The sequence below is a fragment of the Arcicella sp. BE140 genome (genome assembly GCF_031456255.1).
Lineage (GTDB): Bacteria > Bacteroidota > Bacteroidia > Cytophagales > Spirosomataceae > Arcicella > Arcicella aquatica.
This window is the reverse complement of sequence record NZ_JAVDUE010000009.1, coordinates 140,622-162,200: the sequence shown is the minus strand read 5'-3', so window position 1 is coordinate 162,200 and position 21,579 is coordinate 140,622. Positions and strand designations below refer to the sequence as shown.

General features: G+C 34.6%; 18 protein-coding genes and 3 tRNA genes. 8 read left to right on the top strand and 13 right to left on the bottom strand.

What is annotated here, in order from left to right:
* Positions 1 to 107: 107 nt before the first annotated feature.
* From J2Y60_RS14225 to J2Y60_RS14180, 10 genes are all read right to left on the bottom strand, one after another.
* Positions 108 to 659 carry a WcaF family extracellular polysaccharide biosynthesis acetyltransferase gene (locus J2Y60_RS14225; RefSeq protein ID WP_309918923.1) on the bottom strand — a complete coding sequence of 184 codons (552 nt, stop codon included), beginning with the start codon at positions 657 to 659 and terminating at the stop codon, positions 108 to 110.
* Positions 656 to 1,561 carry a glycosyltransferase family 2 protein gene (locus tag J2Y60_RS14220; protein ID WP_309918920.1) on the bottom strand — a complete coding sequence of 302 codons (906 nt, stop codon included), beginning with the start codon at positions 1,559 to 1,561 and terminating at the stop codon, positions 656 to 658. Before J2Y60_RS14220 ends, J2Y60_RS14225 begins: the two co-directional genes overlap by 4 nt.
* A complete protein-coding gene (locus J2Y60_RS14215) occupies positions 1,561 to 2,721 on the bottom strand; it encodes a glycosyltransferase (protein WP_309959167.1) in 1,161 nt (386 codons plus the stop codon). Before J2Y60_RS14215 ends, J2Y60_RS14220 begins: the two co-directional genes overlap by 1 nt.
* Positions 2,718 to 3,764: an acyltransferase gene (locus J2Y60_RS14210; RefSeq protein ID WP_309918914.1), complete on the bottom strand. Its 1,047-nt coding sequence runs from the start codon at positions 3,762 to 3,764 to the stop codon at positions 2,718 to 2,720. The genes J2Y60_RS14215 and J2Y60_RS14210 overlap by 4 nt, the downstream gene beginning before the upstream one ends.
* A complete protein-coding gene (locus J2Y60_RS14205) occupies positions 3,746 to 4,906 on the bottom strand; it encodes a glycosyltransferase family 4 protein (RefSeq protein WP_309918912.1) in 1,161 nt (386 codons plus the stop codon). Before J2Y60_RS14205 ends, J2Y60_RS14210 begins: the two co-directional genes overlap by 19 nt.
* Positions 4,907 to 4,993: 87 nt before the next feature.
* Positions 4,994 to 6,340 (bottom strand): hypothetical protein, encoded by a 1,347-nt coding sequence (locus tag J2Y60_RS14200; RefSeq protein WP_309918909.1) that lies wholly within the window; start codon positions 6,338 to 6,340, stop codon positions 4,994 to 4,996.
* Positions 6,341 to 6,366: 26 nt separating this feature from the next.
* A complete protein-coding gene (locus J2Y60_RS14195) occupies positions 6,367 to 8,109 on the bottom strand; it encodes a hypothetical protein (RefSeq protein WP_309918905.1) in 1,743 nt (580 codons plus the stop codon).
* A gap of 84 nt (positions 8,110 to 8,193) precedes the next feature.
* A tRNA-Arg gene (locus tag J2Y60_RS14190) sits at positions 8,194 to 8,267 on the bottom strand.
* 95 nt (positions 8,268 to 8,362) lie between these two features.
* Positions 8,363 to 8,436, bottom strand: a tRNA-Pro gene (locus J2Y60_RS14185).
* A 35-nt stretch (positions 8,437 to 8,471) separates the two neighbouring features.
* Positions 8,472 to 8,559 (bottom strand) — tRNA-Ser (locus tag J2Y60_RS14180).
* 314 nt (positions 8,560 to 8,873) lie between these two features.
* Between J2Y60_RS14180 and J2Y60_RS14175 the strand changes: the two genes are divergently transcribed.
* The 3 genes from J2Y60_RS14175 to J2Y60_RS14165 all read left to right on the top strand — a co-directional run bounded on the left by J2Y60_RS14175 (position 8,874) and on the right by J2Y60_RS14165 (position 11,951).
* Positions 8,874 to 9,629: a hypothetical protein gene (locus tag J2Y60_RS14175; RefSeq protein WP_309918902.1), complete on the top strand. Its 756-nt coding sequence runs from the start codon at positions 8,874 to 8,876 to the stop codon at positions 9,627 to 9,629.
* Between the two features lie 193 nt (positions 9,630 to 9,822).
* Positions 9,823 to 11,037 carry a pyridoxal phosphate-dependent aminotransferase gene (locus J2Y60_RS14170; RefSeq protein WP_309918900.1) on the top strand — a complete coding sequence of 405 codons (1,215 nt, stop codon included), beginning with the start codon at positions 9,823 to 9,825 and terminating at the stop codon, positions 11,035 to 11,037.
* A gap of 134 nt (positions 11,038 to 11,171) precedes the next feature.
* Positions 11,172 to 11,951, top strand: coding sequence for a queuosine precursor transporter (locus J2Y60_RS14165; protein ID WP_309918897.1), 780 nt, complete (start codon positions 11,172 to 11,174; stop codon positions 11,949 to 11,951).
* 240 nt (positions 11,952 to 12,191) lie between these two features.
* Here the strand turns inward: J2Y60_RS14165 and J2Y60_RS14160 are convergent, their stop codons facing one another.
* The 3 genes from J2Y60_RS14160 to J2Y60_RS14150 form a co-directional block, all read right to left on the bottom strand.
* Positions 12,192 to 12,920 carry an alpha/beta hydrolase-fold protein gene (locus J2Y60_RS14160; RefSeq protein ID WP_309918894.1) on the bottom strand — a complete coding sequence of 243 codons (729 nt, stop codon included), beginning with the start codon at positions 12,918 to 12,920 and terminating at the stop codon, positions 12,192 to 12,194.
* Between the two features lie 111 nt (positions 12,921 to 13,031).
* The gene (locus J2Y60_RS14155; protein ID WP_309918891.1) at positions 13,032 to 13,637 is read right to left on the bottom strand and encodes a GDSL-type esterase/lipase family protein; all 606 of its coding nucleotides are present in this window, start codon (positions 13,635 to 13,637) and stop codon (positions 13,032 to 13,034) included.
* 170 nt (positions 13,638 to 13,807) lie between these two features.
* Complete coding sequence (locus J2Y60_RS14150; RefSeq protein WP_309918888.1) at positions 13,808 to 14,545, bottom strand: RNA methyltransferase; 738 nt, start codon at positions 14,543 to 14,545, stop codon at positions 13,808 to 13,810.
* Positions 14,546 to 14,595: 50 nt separating this feature from the next.
* Between J2Y60_RS14150 and J2Y60_RS14145 the strand changes: the two genes are divergently transcribed.
* The 5 genes from J2Y60_RS14145 to J2Y60_RS14125 all read left to right on the top strand — a co-directional run bounded on the left by J2Y60_RS14145 (position 14,596) and on the right by J2Y60_RS14125 (position 21,551).
* Positions 14,596 to 17,061: a BamA/TamA family outer membrane protein gene (locus tag J2Y60_RS14145; RefSeq protein ID WP_309918885.1), complete on the top strand. Its 2,466-nt coding sequence runs from the start codon at positions 14,596 to 14,598 to the stop codon at positions 17,059 to 17,061.
* 144 nt (positions 17,062 to 17,205) lie between these two features.
* The gene (gene miaB / locus J2Y60_RS14140) at positions 17,206 to 18,621 is read left to right on the top strand and encodes a tRNA (N6-isopentenyl adenosine(37)-C2)-methylthiotransferase MiaB (RefSeq protein ID WP_309918882.1); all 1,416 of its coding nucleotides are present in this window, start codon (positions 17,206 to 17,208) and stop codon (positions 18,619 to 18,621) included.
* A gap of 52 nt (positions 18,622 to 18,673) precedes the next feature.
* Entirely contained in the window at positions 18,674 to 20,005 is a 1,332-nt protein-coding gene (locus tag J2Y60_RS14135; RefSeq protein WP_309918879.1) for a sigma-54 dependent transcriptional regulator, read from the top strand.
* Positions 19,986 to 20,525, top strand: a complete 540-nt coding sequence (locus J2Y60_RS14130) for an LptE family protein (RefSeq protein WP_309918874.1) — start codon at positions 19,986 to 19,988, stop codon at positions 20,523 to 20,525. The genes J2Y60_RS14135 and J2Y60_RS14130 overlap by 20 nt, the downstream gene beginning before the upstream one ends.
* Before the next feature lie 318 nt (positions 20,526 to 20,843).
* Positions 20,844 to 21,551, top strand: coding sequence for a hypothetical protein (locus J2Y60_RS14125; RefSeq protein WP_309918871.1), 708 nt, complete (start codon positions 20,844 to 20,846; stop codon positions 21,549 to 21,551).
* The last annotated feature ends 28 nt before the right edge of the window (positions 21,552 to 21,579 follow it).

Sequence of the window (21,579 nt, the reverse complement as noted above, 5' to 3'; positions counted from 1 at the left end):
ATACATTCAAAATTATGCAAGCCTATTAAGCGTTATACTTATAGAATCTACGTTGAAGGGTTTAATGCTAGTCAAATTACGATTAAAATACAAAAGCACCAAACAGTTTAACCCTTGATGTGTCTTTGTCTTATTTCTTTCGCAGGATTTCCTTGATATATCATATAAGGTTGCATGTCTTTAGTAGCAACAGAGTTTACAGATAAAACTGAATGCGATTTTGCTACTACACCGGGACATACAACAGATTTCGCTCCTATCCAAACGCCGTCTTCTAAATGTATTTCAGCTACTTTTAAATCAAAGGTACTCTTTGTATAATCATGATTTCCTGTTAACAACATTGAGCCTTGCGACAAACAAACATGATTTCCCAAGCTTATTTTTGTTAGATTATCAATCCAAACCATTTCACCAATCCACACAAAATCGCCAATTTCTAAAAACCAAGGGTATTTGATGGATACCTGCGGTTTTATCATTACTCCTTTACCAATTTTTGCTCCAAACAATTTTAGGACAGAAATCTTTAATGATACAGGAAAAGGTATGTTAGAATTAATGAATATTGAACCTATTATATGCCAGAGCGTTCTTAGGAAAAAATTGCCCGGTTTGTACCAAGAATTATCGTACTTAGATAAGTCGGTTGTTTTCATTTTGTTAAATCTTTATTAAACTCATCTTTAAAGAATTTTTCAATCGCTTTTTTATCTTTTCCGACACGATGATACACTTCGTACACTTTAGCATCCACTAAAAATCTATACCAGAACCCTTGTAAAAAATGCCAAATAAATCCTTGTTTGCCATCTAAAAACCCAAATCTAAAAATGTATCGATAGATAAAGTAAATGATAGGACGAATAAACAGGGGAATAGAAGCATACTTCACTTTCAAGAATCTTGTTCTTTGTTCCTGAGAACCAAAAAAATTAGGTTCAACCGATTCGAAGTTGCGGAAATTATATTTGATGTTTAATAAGTCAATTACTTCTCTGATGGCATATAAATTATGTTTTTGCGTCCACCAAGTAAGGTTATTCAAATTATGATCTACAATATCATTTTCCATTTGAATAGTTTTCCCGCTAGTCAGTGTAATGTGTTCATCCATCCAACTTTCCTCACAAGCCCCTTGTCCGCTTCGCCAGATTCTCAATAACCAGATAGGATAATATGCACCATGGCGAATCCATTTATCAAAAAATATCACTCTTCTTTTGATATACATCCCTCCTATCTCTGGAGCAGTCCCTGATAATTTCAGGTTGATTTCCTCCGCCAAAGCCGGCAACACATACTCGTCAGCATCCATCCTCATCAACCACGTGGTATTGTATGGATTATTCTGAATACCATAATTGAACTGAATAGCATAATTCACCCACGGACGCTGTACTACTTTCGCACCCAGCGATTCAGCAATCTCAACAGTTTTATCAGTCGACCCTGAATCTACAATGAATATTTTATCTGTAAATGCCAACAAAGATTCTACACATCTTTTGATATGTTTTTCTTCATTAAAAGTTAGGATGATGACGGAAATATCTTGCATTAATTTTTGTTAGCGATTTTCTTAAACTCTTCAAATAATTTTTTAGCGACCAATGCTATATCATATTTTTCCTTGACCAATGCTTTTCCATTATTGGCCAGATACTCGCAATACTTTTCATCATCAAGCATCTTATTTAGTCCCTCTACAATACTTTGGGTATTGAGCTCTACCAAATGAGCGGCGTTTGTTTCACGAATACTCTCCCCAAAGCCTACTCTATCAGATAATAAAGAAGGGATACCAGAAACTAAGGCTTCGAGCGTAGCAATTGAAAATCCTTCTGAATGCGATGGTAACGTAAAAATATCAGCATCAGCAAAAGCAGCCAACTTATCGTCGCCCACTAACATTCCTACTAGTTTTATATTTTCTTGTAAACATTCCGTTTCAATAAACTTTTGTGTCTCAGCTAAATAACCGTCATCGGGGCCAGCTAATACCAACATACAATCATTTCTTGTAGTCAAAACCTCTTTGAAAGCTGGCAGAAGCAAATCTAAGCCTTTTTTAATATTTATTCTGCTTAAAAACAATATCAGTTTTTTATCATGCTGAAGCTGATACTTTTTTCTAAAATTTCCTTTCGGTGGCAATTCTTTGAAATTACTCAAATTCATCCCATTTGGTACAATTTTCACGTTGGGGTGAGTATGCCCTAAAAAGTTTTTTAAATCTTCTTGTTCATCTAGGTTATTAATCTGAATCAGTTCGGTATTATCCAATACTCTTTTTTGAAAAAGTACTCCAAAAAGCTTTTTCTTCCAATAGCCATTTGCCAAAGCCCAGCGGTCTAATAAACCATGAATCGTGATACATTTTGCGGTAGTAACTCCTGCTAAATAAGGCGCTAGTCCTGCAAAATGCCAAAGTCCATGAATATGGATAACATCGTATTCATTACCATGTTTTTTAATCCAAAAAAACAATTCAGGAGAAAACTCTGCCCAAAATTTAGCCAACCAGTGTCTTTTACAAACTACTATTTTAGCACCCTCGGGTAATTCATATAGTTTTTGCCCTTCGGTAAATGGCGTCAAAATCGTTACTTCTGCCCCTAGCTTTATTTGTTCTACGGCATGGTCATAAATAATTTTTGGGGGGCCTCCGATGTCCCAAGAATATGCACAGATATTTAAAATCTTCACAGGTTTTATCATTTTGATAAATTCATCAAGTATTTAGAAAGTGGCTTTTCTATCATTTTATGCATCACAATACTCGCTAAGATAATCATGATGCCTATTAAATAATTATAATAAACAGTTTGGTTGACAGATAAAGTACTTCCAATGATTGATGGAATTTTATTCAACAAAAGTAACATGGGAAAATGTATCAGATACAAAACATAGGATGCATCGCCCAATAAAATAGTAAATTTAGGGATTATGATAGCCTTGTTGGCTTCTAAGTTTAACAAAGCAATCAGAATTAGTCCCGAAGGAAACCCAAAAACTAATACCCGTTTCCAGTAGTCGTAATCACTAATTTCGAAACCCAAGCTAACGATTATGATAAGAGCAAAAATTAAAATAAATATCGAGACAATATTATTCAATTTGAATCTGTCATAATATCCACAAATCAAGAATCCAAAGAAAAATTCAAGGTTATAACTACTAAAAACAAAATTGAAATATCTACTATCGAAGTTATTGCCAATAATCATGTTCACGATAGAACCCAGCAAAATAGCTACGGGAATAAACCAAAGCCTTTTAGAAAGTATTAATAATGAAAAGCATAAATAAAAGAATAGCTCGAAGCTGAGTGTCCAAGTAACAGGATTAATAGCAAAGTGAAAAGGGACGAGAAAATAGGTTTGGAAATAGGCTGAAAATGTATGTGGATAAGCGGTACTAAATACATCTTTATTCAAAACATTGCTGATGAGCCATCCTAATAAAAACAGCCCTGTCATTACAAACCAGTAAATCGGGAATACTCTTAAAAACCTCTTTTTTAAGTATTCAGTAAAGTATGCTGGCTGGTCTAAATATTGTTTGCTGGTAAAATGAATGATAAAACCACTTATTACGAAGAATAAATCAACCCCTGCAAAGCCAAAACCAAAAAAATCTCCTAAAAAACTAACAGGAAAATTCTTTTTTATGTAGCCTCCAATATGATAAAACACTACCACAAAAGCCGCAAAACCTCTTAAAAATTGTATTGAATTAATTACTTTTTTGGATGACATAATCTTTTATATCCATGAAACATTTCTTGGGCAACATTACTGGGTGAATACGTCTGAATAATCTCTTGAGAGGCCTCCCCCATTTTTAATAAATCCAGTTCGGTATTCATAAACTTTATCAATGTTTCAGATATTTCGTTTACACTACTTGGATTAAAGGTAAATCCATTGACAGATTCTTTTACTAATTCATTAGCACAACCGCATTTATTTGAAACTGCTACGGGTAAACCACAAGCCATAGCTTCGTTGACTACTAATCCCCACGGCTCTGAATAACTTGGCAGGACTAATACATCACTCAGGGCTAGATAAGCGGGTACTTGTTGCCAATTTACCCCTTCAAAAAAGAAAACTTTATCAATGGTTTCTTCCTGTATATATTGGTGTAAAGCCGCTTTTAAGTCACCATCTCCTAGCATGATTAAGCCCCAATCTTGGTCTACAGTATTTCCTTTAGCAACCTTAAAAGCATCTAAGAGTTTGAATAAGTTTTTAAATTCAATCAGTCGCCCAACAAAAATAAAATTGTGCTTTGGTAAATTTAATATAGCTTTTTGTTTATCTCGGTCTTTATGATTTTCAAGGTAAATTCTTCGGAGCAATTGATTATCTACACAATTCCTATTCACAAGCATTTGGGCGGGTTTAGCACCTAAAGCTAACATATAATCTTTTGATAATTGCCCAAAATTAAAGAAGCCATCAAATTTTTTAATGATGAACGATTTAAACGATTCTTTCAAAAAACTACGATGGTGGTCTCCTCCTGTAGATTCATTTGATAGCACCGTTTTGATACCTTTTAACTTACAATACAATAAGATAAACCACGATGCTATATCATAATAACCAGTCAGGTTGACAATATCAGGTTTAAAAGTCCTAACTGTCTTTAAAATGCCTACTATTCGCTGTTTTAAGCCCAATTCTTCAAGCATGCCATCATGAAGTAGCTCATAATTATATTCATGCTTAAACAAGCTAGTATCATCAAATTTCAAACGGCTTTTTTCAATTTTAGCTAATTGCAAAACCAATAGTTCAAAATCATTTTCTTGATTTGAAATTAATTGCAATTCATTAAAAATAATCGCTTTATAGTGAGCCCAAAGTTGATTATGAACAATTAAAACCTTCATTTTTTAAGAAGCAATTTAGCTTTAGGAATCTCATCCACGATGCTTTAAGCCTTGTTTGCTGGCGATTATTGATAGAAATTAATGATGTCACTTAACGGCTGGTTCTAAAGGAGCAAGCTCATTTTCTTTCAAGTCGTCTTCAGGCTCTTCCTTTATGTATTTTATTCCCAAAAAGCGAATGGCGACAATGAATATAAACCAATAGGAAGTTCCGTAGGGTTCTCCACCTGTAAAAATCCCTACAAAGTACGTCATATAGAAATAGGCAATAAAACAAGCAAATGGATTTACTTTCCATTTTAATGTATAAACAGCCTCTTTAAAAATCATATAGTTCATTAAACAAAATGATACTACACCAGCAATTCCTAAATCTACAAAAGTTTCAATAACAGGTACATCTACATAAAAGAATCTAAAACCACCCCCCAGAATAAAGGCATAGGGAATTTCTGAAAAGAGAAAAAGAATTAAATCGATATTATTAACCCTACCCATCGCCGACATATCTACGTTTTTTTCACCCCCAAGTCCAAAAGCTGTTAGTAATGCTTTTGAAAAAGTCTCCAAGAAGGTATTATAGTATAAATCAATAATATCTATTAACCGCTGTTGAGTACTGATAAAATAAAGCAAACCAGCAAAAAACAGACAGATATAAATTAAATTTAGCGGCTTGAATAAGGCCCTTAAAAATACTTTGACAGTATCTTTCCCAACATTGAAGTACACAAATAACGCTACTGAAAATAAGAAAGCAAGTAAAATAGATCTTGCTTGGGCTAGAATCAATACTACTAATGAAAGAATAAGGTTAAAAAAAGCAAATAGCTTCCACAGAATATTTCTAGACTTTAAGAAGAAATAAGAAGCAAACACACCTGCAAAAGCATTTCGTGCATACACGTGGGGGTTTCCACTGGCTGTACTTGTTCCATCTCCAAACACTACCGTTGCTCTTTGTCCAATAATAAATAAAGGGTTGGTAGCCATTGAATAGATTAAACAAACACTTCCGAAAAAAGTAAATAGAAGTGCTATAGGCAGAAAATAATTGGCTACTTCATTAGATACGCCTACTATCAAGAAATAAAAAGCGAAAATAAAAATAAAGTTTCCTATATCTCGGGTAAAGGCCGTACGGTCGTTATCGTATCCAAAAAAGGGATTATAGAATAAACACGCTAACAACGAGATGATTAGGAAAAACATCGCGACCCTCGTAATAGGAATATTAGGTTTATAAAATTTCCTAAAGAGGTCGCCTGGGGAAATCAATAATACTAAGCCTATAAATAAGCTCCCGATAGTGAAAGTAGAACTACCCCCAAAGCCTAAGTATTCTTTAAAAAAGAAAATCAATGGGTTTCCCATAAATACTATGAACAAACCTAAAGATTGACGACTATATTTAAAATTGAAGTACTCTTTCATATTACAAAAATAATAAATCTAAGCTGTTACTCAGCTAGTACTTTCTTAAAACCTTTATTTTCATACACCCAATATTTTGTACCTCCATCTTTTTCAAATGCTTTAATGGGTTGGTATTGATTCAACTTTTTGGTGGTGATGATATAATGGTACTGGTTTTGTTCAAATTGCTGATATGCTTTTTCACGGAGCATACAGTGGCTCATCATACTGCTTGTATCAAAAAAATAGTAGGTATTAAAACGCTTTGAAGTATCAGATTGAATGTTTTTCAACAATACTTGGTATTCTACATCCATCAATTTTTCATCTTCACTCGCAAATGCCTGTGCTATAACTGGCATGGCTTGTACTCTTTGCAAAGAATCAGTAATAGATACTTTCAACAGTTTGCTAAGTTTATCAATTTTATAGGCTTCGCTAATATTTGCTTTTTTCTCTCTTTCTAAACAGGCTAAATTTTTTGGAATAAATCCATCAAAATCTAATTCTAACGCAATTGTCTCGTTGTTATCTAATGATTTTACCCAACTGATGGCATCAGCCAGATTTTTTTCTTCTGCATTCATCTTTTTGTTATTGTAATATACGCCGTAGCTTGAATTTATTACTAATAACATACAGAAGATAAGCACTAATTTGTTTTTGATACCTTCTTTTTGTTTGTGAATAATACCTATAAAACCAAAGCCTATTAAAATTACAGACATCATAGTGGCAGGGAAAAGATGAGAATAATATAGCTGTGCTGATTTTAAAGAGGTGAATAGGAACAACAATAAATTACCAACGTATAAAAGAATAATTATTTTAGAAGGATAAACCTTTAATAAAAACCATGTTCCGATAATAGTACAGATAGTGAAAAACACATTTACTGGACTTGACAAAAAGTCCATAATAAATGAATAGTTAAAATACGTTTGCATCGGGCTTTGGTGCATTTTGATAAAAATTACCCCAAAAAATGATTTCAATATTACAAATGTATCTGTAATGATAAAGGGTATTAACGTAAATAAAGCAAATAATATTACTAAAAAATAGTTGCGGTAGGTTCTAAAAGAAATTTTCTGTGCGCGTAAATGAACGATTAAACTTCCGATGATAAACGGAGTCATGAATAAAAAAATCAATCGCTGAGCCACAGTAGCAATAAAAAGTATAAATATGGTGGTAGCAATTTGAGGTGTAATTTTTTCTGTAAATAAAATTCTGAGTACTAAGTAAATAAACAAGCTCCCTGAAATGGCCTCTGGTCGAATAACAGCCATCGAAACCCAGATTGTTTCTATGCAGATGCATAAAAATACTAGTATAATTTTGGTTTCTTTGGTTAATAAAAAATGTGACGACTTAATAATGAAGCGGATAGTCATAAAAAAGATAATGCCTACTATTACTATTTGTGCTGCACGCTCCCAAAGGATAAATTCTTCACGATGATTCAAATAGTAATATGCATTATCATCAAATACTTTTAAAATATCGGTAAGCTGATGTATCTCTGAAAAATGGGTAATAATATGTATGATACATTGAAAAATAAATAAGAAGTAGGCAATAAAGATACTTGGGATACCTGCCCACTCTAATGTGCGGGGAGTACAACCGTACCAAAGAAAAACGCCTGATTCGCTAATGAAATTTTCGTCGGTAGTATAAGTGACTAATGGCGGCGGAGAAATGATTCCGTAATAAATACTTAATATTGAAAATAACAGCAAAATTACTGTAGCGACAATCAGTAGGTTTTTATAAAGAATCATAGGACTAGTTTGCGTTATCGAAAGTATTTCTTAACAAAAAAAACCGCTTAGAAAGCGAATCTAAGCGGTTTTTTTGTAATTAAGTGATTCCATCAGGATTCGAACCTGAGACCTACTGCTTAGAAGGCAGTTGCTCTATCCAGCTGAGCTATGGAACCGAAAAAAAATGTGTTAATCTGAGATTAATTAAAGTTGAAAATCAAGGAAATGTAATTTTCAAATTTTCAAATCTTCAAACTAACACATTTAAAAGTCGGGGTGGCAGGATTCGAACCTACGACCTCTTGGTCCCAAACCAAGCGCGATACCGGGCTACGCTACACCCCGAAAATATTCCCTTGCTTAAAATTAATACTTCTAAGCGGAGAGTGAGGGATTCGAACCCTCGGTACCCTTGTGAGGTACGGCAGTTTAGCAAACGGCTCCTTTCGGCCTCTCAGGCAACTCTCCTTAACACATTTTGTATCGCTTGTGATACTGTCGTTGTGTTTAGGTGATGCAAAGGTACGCCTATTTTTTTTAATAAAACAAGCCTGTTTGCAAAAAAAATTGAAATAATTTTAACCTTTTATGCTAACTTTCTGATACAGAATTGAGAATCAGAAGGTTATTTACACCCTTATAAGCCTAAAAAATTTTAATATTTTTTTCATTTTCTTGCTCTCACTACAACATTTCTGTAAAAACTCATCTTTGGCAATAGGGGAAAACTTTATTTTGTCTGTCAATGTTCTGTAAATAACATTTAAAATTTTGCTTTAAAAATGAACAAATACCTCATCATACTATTATCTGCCTGTTTATTTATTTCATGTTCATCAGTAAATATCATGAAAATGCGTCCTATCGAACAAGAAAGTATTGTTGACGGAGGCAAAGAAATCGTCAAACAAGAAAATAATGGCGTAAAAATAGTAGCCTCTTATGACGGCCGCTATCAGAAATACATGGTTTTTGATGTAGAACTATTTAATAATACAGACGAGCCCCTGACAATTTCACCAAAAGACTTTACTGCTCTGCCCCTTGATATAAATAAACAACAACTTGTTTCAACCGACGGACAGTATGCTTATAGCTACCAAGCCATAGAACCAGAAGAAGAACTTGGCAAAGTGCGTGAGGAAATGAATTATGAGGAAACTAAAATCAAAAGGGCTAAAACAGTCAATACAGTTTTATTTATTGGGGGAATTATAGCAATGATAGCAAGTTCTTCTAATAAAACTCCAGAAAGAGCTTGGCGAACTGCTAATATTGGTGAAACGATGGTTCAGGTAGCACAAATTAAACGGGTGGTTGACCACGAGCATTATTATTCACGAATGGACAAACTGAGTAATGAACAGCATACGTGGATAAACGAAAACTTTAAAGCTACTACATTGGCACCGCATACTTCTATCAGAGGAGGAGTATTTCTGGAAGCAAACTCACAAGCAAAATTTGTTCAGCTAACTTATACCTCTGACAAAACTAATCTTAGCTTTTTATTTGAACAATGGTTTGAAAAACGGTAAAATAATACAAAAAACATCTTTTCATAAAGGTTTATTGAAACAACTTGGCTTTCAGTAAACCTTTTTTGATTTTCAAGTAAGTGTATTTGCTTATTTTTTATCACCTTTGCAAACTTAAAATTGGAAACCAGACAATTGTAACCTTAATAATTAATTGAATGGTTTTCAATCAACAATGAAACAATAATATTGCATGGAAATCTTAAAAAGTAGTCGCCTTGATTCGCTACGCTACGATATTCGTGGGCCAGTTTACGAAAAAGCTCTTCAACTACAACGTGAAGGCTATAAAATCACTTCGTTGAATATTGGCAATCCGGCGGCATTTGGTTTTGAAACCCCTGAGGAAATTATTCATGACATTATCATGAATATTCGCAACGCACAAGGCTATGCCGATTCTCGAGGACTTTTCGCCGCCAGAAAGGCCGTTATGCAATATTATCAAAGTCGTGGTGTAAAAGGTATTGAAATTGAAGATGTATATATTGGTAATGGTGTAAGCGAGCTGATTAGTTTAGTGATGACTGCCCTGTTGAATCCGAATGATGAAATATTGATACCGTCACCTGATTATCCTCTTTGGACAACCTCTGTAGGGCTTGCTGGGGGTACTCCTGTGCATTATGTGTGTGATGAAGCGTCAGACTGGAATCCTGATTTAAAAGATATTGAATCCAAAATCACTAAAAAGACACGTGGCATTGTTTTGATTAATCCGAACAATCCGACTGGGGCTGTTTATGACAAAGAAATTGTAGAGGGAATTGTTCGATTGGCAGAAAAACATAAACTTATTGTTTTTGCTGATGAGATTTACGACAAAATCCTTTTTGATGGTACTATCCATCATTCTACAGCAGGGATGTCTGAAGATACCTTGATTGTAACAATGGGCGGAATGTCTAAAAATTACCGTGCTGCTGGTTTCCGTGGTGGTTGGATGATTCTGACAGGTGCAAAACATAAGGCAAAATCGTATGTGGAAGGACTTACCTTCTTGGCTTCTATGCGTTTGTGTGCCAATGTGATTACGCAATATGGTATTCAAACTGCTTTAGGAGGCTATCAATCTATTAATGATTTGGTGATTCCTACTGGTAGGTTATACAAGCAAATGAATTTGGCATATGAAAAACTAATTTCCATTCCAGGCATTAGTTGTGTGCGTCCAAAGGGAGCCATGTATCTATTTCCTAAAATAGATTTAAAACAATTCGATTTCAAAAATGATGGTGATTTCGTATTAAGTCTATTAGAAGACCAACGCATTTTGGTAGTAGGTGGACGTGGTTTTAACTTTAAAGAACCTGACCATTTCCGCATTGTCTTTTTACCACATTTGGAACAACTTGAAATAGCGATGAACAAAATTGCACTTCATTTTGAAAATCATCGTAAAAAGTAATGTTGTAGAAGTAGATTCCCAACAATTTTTGACATAATTTGTTATCTTCGTAAAGAGGTTAGGTGCTTCAAACATCTAGCCTCTTTTTGTATTAAAGGCTTTCAATATTAAAAAAAATATTCATTCGTATCAAAATGAACTCTAAAACACCCGTCCTTAGCTCTAAGAGAAACAAACTATTTATTTTCCTTTTTGGTATCTTCTTGACCAATGCTATCGTAGCAGAAATTATAGGGGTAAAAATATTTTCAGTAGAAGCTACTTTTGGTTTTCAACCACTTCATTTACAAACCTTTTTGGGCACATGGGATATTAATCAAACAGCGGGCGCATTAAACTGGCCTTTTGTTTTTATTACTTCTGATATTATCAATGAATATTTCGGGAAAAGAGGCGTAAAGCGTGTATCGTATTTGGCTGCTGGTTTTATAGCCTATAGTTTCATTATCATTTATGGAGCTACGCTGCTCTCTCCTGCTCCTTTTTGGCTTGATGTAAATAAAGGCAACGATAATTTCAATATTGATTATGCCTTTGGGAAAATTTTCAGACAAGGGCTGGGAATTATTACTGGCTCGCTGACGGCATTTTTGATTAGTCAATTGTTAGATGCTTATATTTTCCATGCGATTAGAAAAGTAACGGATGGCAAAAAAATCTGGCTTCGTGCTACAGGCTCAACGCTCGTATCTCAATTGATTGATAGTTTTGTAGTAATCGGTATTGCTTTTGTGTTGTTTGGGAACTGGAGTATAGAACAATGGCTTTCTACTTCTTTAAATACCTATTTGTATAAATTCATTGTGGCTATTTTATTAACCCCATTGATTTATCTAGCGCATACTTTAATTGATAAATACCTGGGAGATGATTTAACGGATAGATTACAAGACCAAGCAGCACATCAGGAGTAGACTGGAAGACTGTAGGATTATGGACTTTAGGACTTAAAGACATAAGATGCTAGACTTAAGGATATTGGATAAATACAGGACTAAGGGATATTAGCAATGTCCTTTAGATCCAATATTTAATAATCTAACGTCTAATATTTATAGTCCTATATCTTTTAGTCGAATGTCAATATCTTCAAGTCCTAAAGTCCATAATCCTAAAGTCTAAAATCTAGCGTCTTATATCTTCCAGTCTTACATCTATAAATAAAGCTGCACCATTTTTCGCCAATATTTTGCTTTATGTGCTTCCTCATCCCATATATACAATTTGTTCACAATTCCTTTTCTCCACAAAATATCGCTGAAGTATTTATTGTTTTCAAGAAAGGCATCATCTTGACCAATGGCTAAAATAAACTCCATTCGTCTCAATTCAGTGAGTATTTTTTCATCATTCAGATTCGGAATAAATTGAACAGGATTGTTGTAGTAAATATTTTCGTCGTGATAGCCATCAAATAAATCTTTGAAAACTCCCACCTGCCATGTTAGGTCAAAACGGCCACTCATTCCTACAACCCTTGTAAAAAACTGAGGGTACTTTGTCGCCACATTCATGGCATGATAAGCCCCTAAGCTACAGCCTGCCGAAATCATGGTCATGTCTGGATTGAGTTCCCGTGTAAAAGGTAATACTTCCTTAATGATGTAGTCTTCGTATTGCATGTGCCTTTGAATACGATAACTCGGCGAACTTTCTGAACTATAAAGACTTTCAGCATCTACACTATCTACACAAAAGATTTGTAAATAACCTGCTTCAATTTTATCCTTAATAGCATCAATCACACGCCAATCTTCATAATCATAAAAACGAGCACCCCGTGTTGGAAAAAACAAAACCCTTGCCCCTGCATGACCAAAGACTAGCATTTCCATATCTTTTTGTAAATAATTACTAAACCATTTATGATATTGTCTTTTCATTATTTTCTAAAATTTAGGTTTAGAAATTATATTTGATTCAGAAGGATTATATGATAATATATTGATAGTCATAAGGAATAAATGATGTGATGGTCAGAATTCATTATTTTCTTATTGTAAAACAAGCGCTGAAAGATGTTCAACTAGCTTATCTCTGAGGATATCATGCCCCATCTTATTGAAATGTAATCCATCTGACTGAAAGAATTTTGAATCAGGGCGATGATTATCATCCAAATATTGGTCGTAAATATCTATGTAGTAAAGCTGGTCTCCTCGTTTTTTGATTTCTTTCTCAATAATCATATTGGTATATTTTACCTGATCATTCAAATACCAACGTTGTGGGCTAGGCTTAATCGATACATAAGTACAATCAATCGTTCCATAACGTTTTTGAATGAGATCAAATAATTGAAAAAGAAAAAGATATATTTCTTCCGGATGGCGATTATTACTTAAATCATTATCACCAGCATAAATAATAACAGAATTAATTTCATTAAATTCAGCAAAGATTCTTTCAAAATACCAAGCACATGCAGCCAATGTTGACCCCCCGAAACCTAAATTAACAGGAGAAAAATCTTTGAAATCTTGATATAAACTTTCCCATAGCGTAATCGTTGAGCTTCCATAAAAAGCCGTTTTAGGTTGATATGGTAATTTCGAACGCTCCTGCTCTAATCTTTTTACTTCGTCTTCGTACCAAAACATAGCCTTAAAGTTTATATAAATGCAAAAAAAACAAAAATGATTTTTTTCGTGGTTAGTAAATAATTAATAAATCGTTACGTATTCTATCATCCTTTAAATTTAAATAAAATATTGAAAATCAAGCGATTAAACTACATAAATTCATAAAAAAACCTCTGATTTTAATATTTCTATCGCCTAAGATTATCACAAATAACGGCGGTTGCTATTCCTGCATTCAAAGACTCCGCTCCACCAAAGCGTGGAATGGTGATTTTATCAGTCACCAAGCGTTCTACTTCAGCCGAAATACCATTAGCTTCGTTGCCAATAATAATATAACCAGCCTCCGCAAATTGTGTGGTATGAACATTAGCCGAATTTAAAAAAGTACCATATACTTTTAAAGAATTATTACTCAGATAACTTACTAAATCTGTATAATAAATACCTACTCTGGTAAATGACCCCATCGTTGAGGATATTACCTTAGGTCCATAAAAATCAACGGTTTCTTTAGAGCAAACAATCTTTGTGATACCATACCAATCAGCCACACGGACAATCGTTCCGAGATTGCCGGGGTCACGGATATCATCCAAGATTAATACATATTCATTTGCTTGGGCAAATAATTCTAGATTCCCCTTCGTTTTGACAGTAGCCAAGGCGGCATTGTTGGAGCTGAACGAACCTACTCGCTCTAATTCTGCCTGACTAACAATTTCTGCACGAAGTGGTTGTTTCTCTAAAAGGCTTTCGTTTTCTTTGTAGAAATCATCGGTAACAAAAAGTGATTCTACTTCAAAATCAGATTGAATAAGTTCGAGTACGCTTTTTGCTCCTTCTACAATAAAAGATTGATGCTCTTGTCTAAACTTTTTTTGTTGCAGAGAATTAATGTATTTAATTTGATTTTTTGATAGCATCAGTCTAAAAATTATTGATTATTTATAAAATCTATTTATCGTTATTATCCTTGAAAAAAACGCTTTTCCATATCTCATTATTTTCGTTAATCATCTATTTATCAGGATGTTCACCCAAAGGTACTTTTACGGAACCTTTGTTGTATTCACAGACTTTTAAAGGAAACAAAATTGTTACTACCGAAAAGCTAGAAGCTTTACTCCCACAAAGACCTAACAAAAGAATCCTTAAAACGCCCCTTACCCTTGGTCTGTATTTTCATCAGCTTTTTGCCCAAAATTACCCTAAACAGAAAATAAAATGGCAAAACGAACTAACAAAGTTAAACGAGGATTTCGACCGTGAGGCAAATAAGATAGATAATAATTCAGTAGAGTTTTTACAATTATCAAAAAAGAAGGAAAGTAAAGCACAAAAACTCACCAAAAAAATCAATGAAGGAAACTGGGGTATGCGTACTTTTGGCGAGCCTCCTTCTTATTTTTATGAAGAAGACGCTAAAAAAAATGTAGAAAAAGTAAAAACTTATTACAAAAACCACGGTTTTTTCAACTATTCGGTGAGTTATAAGGCAGATAGTCTTTTCTTTAAAAAAAGAAGTATTGCGGTTACTTATCTGGTAAACGAAGGAAACTATTATCCTTTTTACAAAACAGATTCGTTGGTTACACCCGACAAAGCGATTTATGCTATTTTGAAGGAAAATCAAAAACAAAGTCTGTTGAAAAATGGAAATCGCCTTGAAGTAGAAACCTATAATGCTGAAAAAGCCAGAATAGAGGAATTGTTAAAAAATAATGGATATTACCATTTCACAAAAGATAATATAAGCATTAGAATCAATGATTTGGATACGGCTATTACGAAAGGAATAGCGGCCATTACGTTTATTCCAAATCCAGACCGCCCTCCTCAAAATCCGAATTATAATAAATCTTATCTCTTAAACAAGGTAACTTTTATTTCAGATGGTACGTCTCCGAATATTCCCAATTCAAAAGTCGATACCGTCGTTTTTAATAATATCAAGTATCTGTTTGTCAATAAAAGATTCTCTGAAAAACTTTTAGATACCAAAATAGACATTCGCCCGAATGAACACTACAGCCTTCAAAAGGTATTGTTGACTCAGAAGAAATTATATGGGCTTGATCAGTTTCAGTTTACCAGAGTAAACTTTGATACAACAAAAGGCGTATTAGATGCCACTATTTACGCCAAACCCTTGGATAAATACCAGTTTACGGCGGAAACAGGTGGAAGTATTTATAAATTAGTATTAGGACCATTCTTTAATACATCATTCAAACTAAGGAATCTTAGAGGAAGTGCTAGCTCATTAGAAACCAATTTTCGTTTCGGTTTTGAGGCACAAGCTGGTTTTATTCGTCCTGATATTGTAAGTAGGAATCTAGAATTAGGGTTTAACTCATCCATTATCATTCCTAAAATATTAGCCCCTAATTTTATAGCCCAACGCTTGAACGACTATACGCCACAAACTCGTTTAGGGGGTGGTGTAGAATTTGTAGGAAGACAAGAATACAACCGACTAAATTTCAAAATCAATGAAACGTATTTATGGCGCCCTTCGCCTAATAAGTTTTGGCAGGTTTCACTGATTGACTTAAACTTACTCTCTACTTCGTATCCGAATAATCAGCAGGCTCGAGATTTTAAAAACTTTTTGGATAGCCTTCAACGATATGCAGGAAACAATTTAGGACGAAGCTTTAATAAATCTTTTGTATCGAGTATCAGTGCTTCTTATACTTATACCGATAATCCTTATGGACAAATTACCAAAGGTAATTACATAAGACTATTGTTAGAGTCTGGTGGAACTACACTTAATTTTTTCCCAAAGGGCAAAATAGGTTTTGTTTCTGATATTTTTGGAGATAGTTTACAGTTTTACAGGTTCTTGAAAATCAACGTCGATTATCGCAAATACATCACCCTTAACCCTACAGGAAACTCTATCTTCGTTTATAAAGTCAACACCGGGCTAGCATATGCTTATGGTACAGAAAGGGGGCTTCCTTATGAAAAAAACTTTTTTGTGGGTGGTCCAAACAGCTTGCGTGCTTGGAAACCTAGAGGTTTAGGGCCAGGGTCTGCACAGGGAAATTTTGACCAACCCGGTAGTATTTTGCTAGAAGCCAGTGCAGAATATCGCTTTAAAATTTTAAGATTTTATGGCGATTACAATATCAATGGAGCTTTTTTTGTTGATGCGGGTAACGTTTGGCGCTTTAAAGGGCAAAATACCGAAGGGGTTTCAGGAAGTGATTTTCAGTTTAATAGATTTTACAAAGAAATTGCGGTAGGTACTGGTTTTGGTATCCGTGTCGATTTATCATTTTTTGTATTACGCCTAGACTGGGCGGTAAGAATGCTAGACCCATCTTTACCTGAAAACAATCGCTGGGTTTTGTTTAAACCAAGCGAGAAATTGCCTTCAACGTATCGAAATCCGTTGGTTTTAAACTTTGGAATTGGTTATCCTTTTTAATTATAACAATTTACTGACATTCTGTCAGACATAACAATATTTCTTCGTAATTTTGCCCTTCATTACAGATTGTGATTCCATTAGTCCAAAAATAATATTCACGTTTGCTTAATCATTTTTAGCAAAGCTTGTGAACAAAAAGATATGAGAAATTTAGAAATACTTACTGAAGAAGATAAAGAAACCCTTGATCTTCCACGCACTACCATTGATGAAATAGGAAAGCAGAACAAAAAAAAGCTTTATATTGAAAGTTACGGTTGCCAAATGAATTTCTCAGATAGCGAAATTGTAACGTCAATTCTTCAAGAAAATGGTTATGCAACTACCTCTCAGTTTGAAGAAGCGGATGTAATTCTAGTAAATACTTGTGCTATTCGTGAAAATGCTGAACAAAAAGTAAGAAATCGTTTAAAGAATTTTACGCACATCAAAAGAAAACGCCCTAACCTAGTAGTAGGTGTATTGGGTTGTATGGCTGAACGCCTCAAAACGAAGTTTTTGGAAGAAGAAAAAATAGTTGATATCGTAGCTGGTCCAGATTCTTATCGTGATTTGCCCAATTTATTTGAAGAAGTGGAAGAAGGCAACAAAGCCATCAATGTTTTCTTATCAAAAGAAGAAACTTATGCTGATATATCGCCTGTTCGTTTGAACTCAAACGGAGTAACAGCCTTTGTCTCTATCATGCGTGGTTGCGATAATATGTGTTCTTTCTGTGTGGTACCCTTTACTCGTGGTCGCGAGCGTTCACGTGATGTGTATTCTATCTTGAAAGAATGTCAAGATTTGCTAGACAATGGTTATAAAGAAGTAACATTATTAGGACAAAATGTAGATTCATACAAATGGGCTTCGGCCGATGGTAGTGAAACAGTAAACTTTGCTCAATTATTAGAAAGAGTAGCCTTAATCAATCCATTGCTAAGAGTACGTTTTTCTACTTCACATCCAAAAGATATTACCGATGAGGTACTTTACACGATGAAAAAGTATGAAAACATTTGTAATTATATTCACTTACCAGCGCAAAGTGGCAGTAGTAGAATATTGAAATTGATGAACCGTACTTACGACCGTGCTTGCTATATCAATCGTGTAGATAAAATTCGTGAAATATTAGGAGAAGAATGTGGTATTTCACAAGATATTATCGCAGGTTTTTGTTCGGAAACAGAGGAGGAACACCAAGAAACGCTTTCGCTGATAGAATACGTTCGTTATGACTACGGCTATATGTTTTCTTATTCAGAGCGTCCGGGTACGCCTGCTGCTAAAAAATTAGTAGATGATATTCCAGAAGATGTAAAACAAAGACGTCTGGCTGAAATCATCGCTCTTCAACGTCAGATTTCACTTGAACGCAACCAGATGTCGGTAGGTACTATTCAAAAAGTATTGATTGAAGGTGATTCGAAACGTTCTGAAGATTTCTTACAAGGACGCAACGACCAAAATAAAATGGTGATTTTACCAAAAGGCAATCACAAAAAAGGTGATTATGTCAATGTAAAAATCACTTCTTGTTCGTCGGCTACTTTGTTTGGAGATGTAGTGTAATGAAAATATCTGAGAACGATACATTTCATTTACACCCAAAACTCATTCAAATATGCAAACTACCGAATTACAATCGATAAAAGCCCGATTTGGTATCATCGGCAATTCGCCAGCATTAAACCATGCCATAGAGGTAGCGTCGCAGGTGGCACCAACCGATATGACTGTGCTGATTACAGGTGAGAGCGGTTCTGGGAAGGAATCATTTTCTAAGATAATTCATAATTTATCTGCCCGTAAACATGGACAATTTATTGCCTTAAACTGTGGGGCTATTCCAGAAGGCACCATCGATTCAGAGCTTTTTGGTCATGAAAAAGGAGCGTTTACTGGAGCTATTGATGCCCGAAAAGGATATTTTGAAGTAACTGATGGCGGTACTATTTTCTTGGATGAAATCGCTGAAATGCCCTTGGGTACACAAGCACGCTTGCTGAGGGTGCTTGAAAACGGGGAGTTTATCAGAGTAGGTTCATCGAAAGTTCAGAAAACAAATGTACGTGTAGTAGCTGCTACCAACATCAATTTGATGACTGCCGTTGAGCGTGGAAAATTCAGAGAAGACTTGTACTATCGTTTGAATACTGTACCCATTTTTGTGCCGCCTTTGCGTGACAGAGGAATGGACATTGAATTGTTGTTCAGAAAATTCAGTAGCGATTTTGCCGAAAAATATAGAATCAAACCGATTCAACTTACCTCTGATGCGCAGCAAATTTTGTTAACTCAACGTTTCCCGGGGAATATTAGGCAACTTAAAAACCTTGCCGAACAAATATCAATTCTTGAAACAGATGATAGAACCGTGGATGGCGAAAAGTTAGCACATTATCTTCAGATGAACAACGGCAAGATGATGGGGAATAATGGTTTGGTTAGACGAGATTTTGAAGCCCAACAAAATGATAATTTCACAGAAAGAGAGTTGTTGTATAAGATTCTCTTTGACATGCGTAAGGATGTTACTGAATTAAAAAAGATGTTTTTAGAGGTGCTTCAAAATGGTGAAGTGAGTCCTGATATACTAAAACAAAATGAAAGCCTTTTTCAGAATATCGACAAAGAGCGTTCTTTCCCTTATCAGCCCGATTTTGCAACGCCTAGAACATTGCCATCGGTCAATAATTTTTCGAACAACCAGCCCGATAACGAATTAACAATTATTAACTTAGGAAATAACAATCCTGAGAATAAAAATGCGTTCATAGACGTTACCCACGAAGCCGAGGAGGTATCTTTTTCACTAGAAAAACAAGAAAAAGACATGATTATCAAGGCTTTACAGAAAAATAAAAACAAGCGTAAATATGCCGCACAAGATTTGGGAATTTCAGAAAGAACATTGTACCGAAAAATCAAACAATATGACATCGAAGAAGAGTAAACTATATTTTTCAAAGGCCTTCTCGAAAATCAGTATCGTAGCACTTTTATCATTAAGCATTGTGTTACTGAGTGGTTGTTATTCTTTTAAAGGTAACAGTATTGACCCTACTTTAAAAACGATTCAAATTCAAAACTTTGCCTTTCAAACGGCTGGTGGTCCTGCCAATTTGAGTTTGACTTTCAACGAAAAAATCAAAGAGTATTTTCAACGAAATACTTCTTTGAAAATGACAAATGCTAATCCTGACTTGATGTTTGAAGGAGCTATCACAGGCTTTGAAGTAGAAGCACAAGCACCTACTGCCAATGATAAAGGGGGATTAAACAGATTGACTATTAGAATTCAAGTGAAGTTTACTAATGCAAAGGATGAAAACAAAAACTATGACCAAGAGTTTTCGTTTTATCAAGACTTTCCGCAAACGCAAACGATTACGGCTGTTCAGGGAACTTTAATCCCAAAGATTCTTGACCAGATTGTACTAGATATTTTTAATAAAACCGCAGGGGAATGGTAGGTTTAGGCGTTGGACTATAGGACTTTAAGATTGTTGGACTGAAGGACTTAAAGACGCTAGACTATAAGACGCTAGATACTAGACTTAAAGACTTTAGGTATAAGATTTATCGACTGTAGGCTTTTTTTGACTCTTTGATTGTAGGGTTATAATAAGCCAGTCTTCATATAAACTTAAAGTCCTATAGTCAAAATTCCAATAATCCTAAAGTCCTAAAATCTAGTGTCTTTAAGTCTAACAACATCTAGCGTCTAAAATCTTAAAGTCCTACAGTCCAAAGTCCTAAAGTCCAACAACCCTAAAGTCTTAAAAAAGAAAATGACCAAAGAAACCTTTACATATCTTGTTGCCAATCCGTCTGAGGTTTCAGCACTTGAAATTAATGGACTTGAAGAAACCATTAAGAATTATCCTTATTGCCAGCTTGCCTATACATTATTAGCAAAAGCTTATGACGACAATGATGTTGAGAAACAAGCGAAACTGAGAAAAGCTGCTGCTTATACTATTAGCAGAAATGCCCTACGTCGTATTATGAATGGTACTTTTGTGAACCATTCAAATGTACCTACTATTACTAAATTTGATTCAGATTATATCCGCAAACTGGAAAATATTATTGAAGCAAAAGAAGACGAGGAAAAACGAAAACAACAAGAGTATCAGCAAGAAGTGCTTTCAGACAAAGAATTTTTGAGCTATTCGACCGTTGCTGAAGACATATTGCTAAATGAAATTGCGCAGAAACAACAATTACAAAACAGCATTATTGATAGCTTCTTATTGAAAGACCCGGGGCTGATAAGATCAAGTAAAAGTCAATTAGAAGCAATGGGTAAACAGGAAGATTTATCATCGAATAGTGTAAAGCTAGATAAAGGCATAATTACAGAGAGCTATGCAAAAATTCTGACGATGCAGGGTAGAAAAGAAAAAGCAATAGGAGTTTATGAGAAATTAATTTTGAAATTCCCAGAAAAAAAGGCGTACTTTGCATCCAAAATTCAGGAACTATCAGAATTTTAAATTTACAGGAATCATTTAAGCCTTGTAA